The following is a 505-nucleotide window of genomic DNA, read 5'->3' as shown; positions in this document are numbered from 1 at the left end:
TGACGATCTCACAAAGATTGAGTTTCGGTGAATTCCCATTTACTGATCCCATCTTTTACGGAATCGATCCCCTACAAGAATATGTGGAGCTCGGCATGTCTGGAAGCACAGGAGAACGTTCTTTTGCTGATATTATTACCAGTATTCGATACTGGGTCATTCATAGTATTACTATACCTTCCCTATTCATCGCGGGTTGGTTATTCGTCAGCACAGGTTTAGCTTATGATGTGTTTGGAAGCCCTCGTCCAAACGAGTATTTTACAGAGAGCCGACAAGGAATTCCATTAATAACTGGCCGTTTTGATTCTTTGGAACAACTCGATGAATTTAGTAGATCTTTTTAGGAGGACCCAATGACCATAGATCGAACCTATCCAATTTTTACAGTGCGATGGTTGGCTGTTCACGGACTAGCTGTACCTACCGTTTTTTTTTTGGGGTCAATATCAGCAATGCAGTTCATCCAACGATAATCCTAATTCGAATTAATTATAGAGCTATG

General features: G+C 40.8%; 2 protein-coding genes. Both read left to right on the top strand.

Annotated features, from left to right (window positions below):
• Positions 1-347 (top strand): cytochrome b559 subunit alpha (psbE, locus tag IE294_RS50615; RefSeq protein ID WP_229918628.1); only part of this gene is annotated, 347 nt, incomplete at its 5' end.
• Between the two features lie 9 nt (positions 348-356).
• Positions 357-476, top strand: coding sequence for a cytochrome b559 subunit beta (gene psbF, locus IE294_RS50610; protein ID WP_163296463.1), 120 nt, complete (start codon positions 357-359; stop codon positions 474-476).
• Positions 477-505 lie beyond the last annotated feature (29 nt).

Source organism: Streptomyces canarius (assembly GCF_014650735.1).
Lineage (GTDB): Bacteria > Actinomycetota > Actinomycetes > Streptomycetales > Streptomycetaceae > Streptomyces > Streptomyces olivaceoviridis.
The sequence above is the reverse complement of the archived record's forward strand: the minus strand, read 5'-3'. Positions and strand labels throughout refer to the sequence as shown.